At 44.8% G+C, this 6,167-nt stretch carries 3 protein-coding genes; all 3 read right to left on the bottom strand.

The annotated features are described in order from the left end of the window. On the bottom strand, nucleotides 1-491 hold a 491-nt coding region (locus HMPREF1048_RS07005; RefSeq protein ID WP_000603349.1), incomplete at its 3' end, for a PD-(D/E)XK nuclease family transposase. 100 nt (nucleotides 492-591) lie between these two features. After that, on the bottom strand, nucleotides 592-2,280 hold the full coding sequence (locus HMPREF1048_RS07000; protein ID WP_000251207.1) for an alpha-L-fucosidase: 1,689 nt from the start codon (nucleotides 2,278-2,280) through the stop codon (nucleotides 592-594). 1 nt (nucleotide 2,281) lies between these two features. Next, on the bottom strand, nucleotides 2,282-6,070 hold the full coding sequence (locus tag HMPREF1048_RS06995) for a glycoside hydrolase family 2 TIM barrel-domain containing protein (RefSeq protein ID WP_001250578.1): 3,789 nt from the start codon (nucleotides 6,068-6,070) through the stop codon (nucleotides 2,282-2,284). Between the last annotated feature and the right edge of the window lie 97 nt (nucleotides 6,071-6,167).

The following is a 6,167-nucleotide window of genomic DNA, read 5'->3' as shown; positions in this document are numbered from 1 at the left end:
TGACCGTTGTTTGTAATTGTTAAAGCCTCACCTGTCGTGTCCTCGCGCATGCTAAAGCTATGAAAAGCTAGGTCATCTGAGAAATAATTGCTGTCCACAATTGCAATAGCATAAACTGGTGCGATGTGTTTGTAACTCTGGTGGGTGTCACCTTCACGTTGACGAATTTTTTCAAGATTTTGATTGACCTGACTGCACAAATAAGCCCACAGGCGATTGATGAAAAAATTCTGATGATGCACCTGAATCTCAATAATTACCTGAGTGCCATTATCCAACTCCGCCAAGACGTCTATACTGGTATAGAAATCCTGTGCCGAGTAAGGTACGGAAGGCAAGACATGAATATTGCTTCCCTCCAAAATGGTCACATTTTTTGCTGGTAAATCCAACATATCGCGGATAAATTGACAAGTGATTTCTGGATTGCTAAAGATTTTCTTAGCAACCAAGTCATTGGTTGGACTGATGCCCGGATGTCTTAAAATCATCCATTTCCTCCTTCTATTATACCATAGTTTGAAATCTAATTTTGTTAGATTCGATGGCTCTATCTATTTATTCGGAAAGGAAATGAATTGTGAAGATATTTTATCTCGTTTCAACTAAAATATGAGCTTGATCAATCAGTTGTCCATCAATAGTCAGATTCAGATAGAAATCCAAGGTCTTATCAGCAGCAAAATACAGGGTTGGTATGGTCAAATCTTTTTTGCTTTCCCCAGCTTGGAATTGAAGGACTTGAATCTCGTCCTGATAGGCGACACCATGGACACCTGTCCCCGGTTGAATCGAAATCTTAGCCTCTAAAGGAGTATCACTTTCGCTACGTTCAATCCTAAAATGAAGAGTCTCTCCCTTTGCCACAGCTAGGCTTTTTTCTGCAAATGCTAGACCCTGAACAACTACTTTTTGTGATAATCTAGGAGTTTTATAGAGGGAAATCTTGGTCAATACAGGTAAATCCTGTGACTCTGTAATCATCACGCGCACCTTCTGTGCCTCTACTAGCGGACCTCGCAGGAGACGCTTATGACCAACTGTAAAGCCCCTGCCAAATTCCTGCCAGACACCATCCACCTCTACTTGCACATGAAAAGCAGCGATTCGTTGCCCCAGCTTCAAATCTTCTCTTAACTCAAGCACATCGAAAGTTTTAGGTGACCCTAAGTCTAATTCTAGCTGGATGGGCAAGTCTACATCGCTTGCCCAAGAGCTGGTCTTAAGGCCATCTGTCAAATGGTGACAGGCAAAGTCTGCGGAAAGAGCAGGACCAGATACCTTAGCTCCCAGAGCCAAATCTTCTTTATAGAGCTCATTGCGATAAACGGCAAATTCATAGAGGCGTTCAATATCCTTTGCATCAAAGAGCCCATCTTTATTCGGCGGAATATTAAGCAAGAGTGGAGTTCCCCGACCCACCGAGTGAAAATAGATTTCGACCAACTCCTCAAGAGACTTAGGATCCTGATCCTCATGGTAAAACCAACCTGGCCGGATGGAAACATCTGCCTCACCGATTGAAAAAATCGTGCCAAACGAATCTCCGTGCTGAAGATAATCCAACTCTGCTTCTGTCCCTAGTTTGTCAGGATTCACCTTTTGCCATAGGGGATCACCTGCATACCCTCGTTCATTGCCAATCCAGCGGATACTAGTGCCTTCTGTTGAAAAAATCAAGCAATCTCCTTGCAGGTCACGAATAGTTTCAAACCATTTTTCAAATTCATAATTAACCTTTTGAGCGCCCTCTCCTCTGGCACCATCCATCCAGATCTCAGCAAATTTCCCTCCATTTCCATAGGCAGGATTTGATAAAATCTCCTTCAGCTGAGCCAGATAATAGGCATTATAGTCCGCTTCTCGGTCCACATGATAGAGGGGGCTTTGGGCGTCCCACGGCGATAGGTAGACCCCCATATCCATATCAAACTCTGTGGCAGCTTGGGATACTTCAAGGAGCAAGTCTCCCTCTCCACTCCTCCAAGGACTGGCCTTGACCGAATAATCCGTATAAGCTGTCGGATAGAGTACAAAGCCGTCGTGGTGCTTGACCACCAAAATCAACTTCTTAAAGCCCGTTTCCTTGAGCACTCGAACCCACTCACGCGCATCTAACCTTGTCGGGTTAAATCGCCCAGGATCCTCCTGACCTGTCCCCCATTCCTGGTCATAAAAAGTATTAGGCCCAAAATGGATAAAGGCTGCTAGTTCATCCTCTAAATAAGCTAGCTGGGCCTGACTAGGCAAGGGCCCATGCGGTTTTATTTCTCTTACCATACTATTTCCTATCTACATTTTTCTTTACTTTTTTGGCATGTACTTGCAATTCTGTTAAGGCTATGGGACTGGTCAAATTTTCAAATCGAAGACGAAGGGCATAGGTTTCCACCTTGTCAAATTCAAAACGAAGCTCTTCATCCTTGTCGCTTGAAACTTTTCGGATAGCTGATACAGGGCGCCAATTCTCCTCTTGCTTGAGCAGGGAATCCTTATCCAAATGATTTGGAGTCCGAGGCAAGGTAGGCTCATTCCCTACATAATAATCGATAAAGGTCGGCTCAACGGCCACATATTCTTGATTTTCAACATAATACAAGGTCAGGTTATCCACAAATCGCGGTTTTAAAATCCCTGCATCTCCAAACAGAATGCCCACGCTGGCTTGCTCTGACTTGGTAATCCAAGTATTGGCTGTCGATTTCTTCCGAGAAATGACCTTGTCATTGAGGTAAGAGGCTGGGTGATTTGTCTCTGAGTGAGAAGCAAAGACCAGAGGCAGGTTGGACCCTGTCCACTGATTGGAAATAACTTCTCCATCTACACTGGCATCTGTCACATGAATGGTGACTGTTGCTGGCAACTCACAGCCCGCTACCTGCCCTGTGAGCACACTTTCTCCTACCTGAGCATAGACTTGAGGTTCGAGTTCATCCCAAGTCACCTTGGCCGTATCTCGTCTACCATCTGATAAGACTAGCTTGACTCGGTCTGGTAAATGTGGGACTTCCTTGACAAGCGTCCAAACCTTTTCAGGCTCAATAGCGCAAATCCCTTGGACACAAACCTGAGCAAAAGCCTTTAAATCCAGACCCTCTAGCTGACCAGATACTGTAAACTCATGAAAGCCTGCTATATCTTCTTCCGAGATTGCTTCCCAAACAACCTTGACTCGTTTTGTACCCCCGAACTCATAGTCCACCAAAACTGAAGATGACATCTGTGGATAAGTCCCCTTATCTGTATACAAGCGAAGTGGTCGTACAGAAATTGCCTGCCCTAGTGAGGTATTTTCTGCAACTTGCAAATGAGTTTGATAGGTCTCCCCTTGATAAATGGCGTGAATAGCCAAGTCGCCTGCAGACAAGCAATGAAGCACTCCCTGCTTGATAATGGCGTGGGCACTACCACTCGTCTCCCAAATCACTTCACTATTCCCCACCTTGTTCACAGGGTTATCCACAGTTTGTGGATAAAGTCCAATAGCTAGGGAATCCCCTTCTTGTAATCCTGCCTGCTTGTCCACTCGAATCTCAAACAAGCGCTTATTTTTCACTGGTTGGGTAGCCAAAGCCTCTCCCACTAAGATATCAAAACTTGCTGGCTCTAGCCCTCTGGCACTGGCCTTTACTCTTACTTGGCCTGCCTGCTCCAAGCTCTGAACTAAAAGTACACCTCTGCCATGGAAGGCTTTCCGCTTAAACCGACCATTTTTCTGAGCCTTGTAACGTTCACGACTGGCCTGCCTACCATTATCCACACCTATAATACGAGCAGGGCCTTCAATTTCAAAATGAAGCTGATTGGAAGCAGTCGGCACCCAATTTCCATCCTTGTCCAATACATCAAAATAGAGATAAAGGAGGTCTTGCCCATCTGGCTCCAGTTTTGTTTTCTCGGCATGAAGCCCAATCTTAGCAGGCTTACCTGCAGTCACCACCCTATCTTCTGCCACAAGCTGACCTTTACGGTCATAAGCCACAGCACACAATTCTCCCGGTTGATAAGCCAAACGCCATTCGAGATAGAGTTGGTCAGAACCTTGTCCCTCTTGGTATTTTCTACCATCTGAAGTCCATTTTTCCTGAAAATTCTTCCTACCTTGAGATTTTCCATTTAGAAATAGCTCTACAGAACCAGCATTTGAATACACTCGAACAGGGATATCCCCATACTTATCCACAACTTGTTGATAACTCTTGTGGATTTCCCAATTCCAGTGAGGTAAGATATGAACCATGGGATGCTGATTTAGGTCCAACCACTGACTTTGATAGAGATAATAGTCATTTTTAGGAATCCCTGCTGTGTCCACAATCCCAAAATAAGAACTCTTGACAGGCGTGTCATTTTGATTGTGCCAAGGAGTCGGCTCACCGACATAGTCCACTCCTGTCCAGATAAACTGACCTGCATAGTCTAGCCGATTTCTATCTGCTATCCAAGAAGCCGTCGCGGTCTTCCCCCAAGGAACCCGGTCATTGCCATAGTCCGACTGTTCAAAATTCCGCACGCGGCGATTATCCCCAACCCATTCCTTAGCTGGGCGAAAATAGCTATCACGCGTCCTTGTAGCCGATGAGGTTTCAGACCCATAAAGACGCCACTTGGGATGTCTTTTGCGAATCCTATCAATATTGTCTTCTGAGTAATTCAAGCCCACCACATCCAGCAAATTGGCTATCTTTTCATGACCTCCAGACCCATCTCCAAAGCGGAACTGATCCATTCCCATGGTCACAAAACGACTATCATCAACCTCCTTGACCCTTTCCAGCAAGCGTTTGATCGTCTTCAATGAATGAGCATCGCCATTTGCTTCGCTGACTTCATTTCCCAAGGACCACATAAAAATCGCTGGATTGTTCTTACCACGCTCAATCATGGTGCGCAAATCATAATCTGACCAGAAATCGCCTGCTTTCGCTTCTGGATGAGTCGCTTCTTCCTCAAAAAAGCGACCATAGTCATATTCTTTCTTGCCTCCATACCAGGTATCAAAGGCTTCTTCTTGGATGAGTAAGCCCATTTTGGCTGCCACATCTAGCAAGATGCTACTGCCTGGATTATGTGTGATTCGAATAGCATTGACTCCCATTTCCTTCATCTGACGCAAGCGTCTCTCAGCAGCTGACCTGTTTTCCACAGCTCCCAATGCTCCGTAGTCATGGTGGAGACAAACCCCATGAATCTTCAACCAGCGACCATTTAGAAAGAAGCCCTTATCCGCTTGCCAATCCATATAGCGATAACCAAAGGTCTCCTCTTCTTCATCAACCAAAATGCCATTTTTGTAGATTCGAGTCTTCAACTGATAGAGATGAGGATGATCAATATCCCAAAGCAAGGGTTGAAAAATTGATATCGCTTGTTGAAAATGATGTTTTCCCCCAGACTCAATCACTACAGAATCAGTCTCCTGCCAGTCTGACAGCTGCTGCCCATCATACCAGATACTCTGTTCCAAATACACCGACACAGACTGAGGTCCATCATTTGAAACCTTACTTGTAAGCTGGGTTTCCACCCATCCATCTCTTTGTTCCTTGAGCTTGGGACTTTCTATCTTAATCCCATATAAATCCAGATGCACCGAATCTGTAATCAATAATTTTACTTCTCGGTAAATACCGCTACCAGAGTACCAACGACTGCTAGGTTGCTGATTTTCCACAAAAACCGCAAGCTGGTTGGCCGTCCCATCATTTCTTAGATAAGACGTAATATCATAAGAAAAAGGTGTGTAGCCATTGGGATAATAACCCAGCACTTGCCCGTTGATATAGACTTGGGCATTCATGTAAACTCCATCAAAGAGCAAATGCACCGATACAAGACTGGCATCTTCTTCCAAGTAAAACTGCGTCCAGTACCAAGCCTGACCCCCATTTAACTGACCACCCTCATTTTGCGCTGGCGAATACTGGTCAAAATCATTGTAAATACTCCAGTCATGCGGCACTTGAATGGCCTGCCAATTTCCCCTCTGAAAATCCGGTGCCAAGGCCTCTTCTTTCCCTACCTCCTGGCTAAAAAACCAGTGATTTCGTAAAACTTCTTCTCTTCTCATACAAGCATTCCTCTTTAAACGAATCGATATACTTGACTATAGCACAAAACAAAAGCGCTTTCAAGACTTCCTCTATCACTCCCTAAATACTCAGAAA

The sequence above is a fragment of the Streptococcus mitis SK575 genome, assembly GCF_000257865.1.
GTDB lineage: Bacteria > Bacillota > Bacilli > Lactobacillales > Streptococcaceae > Streptococcus > Streptococcus mitis_CQ.
Note: the sequence above shows the minus strand (reverse complement) of the source record. Positions and strands in the feature narration are given on the sequence as shown.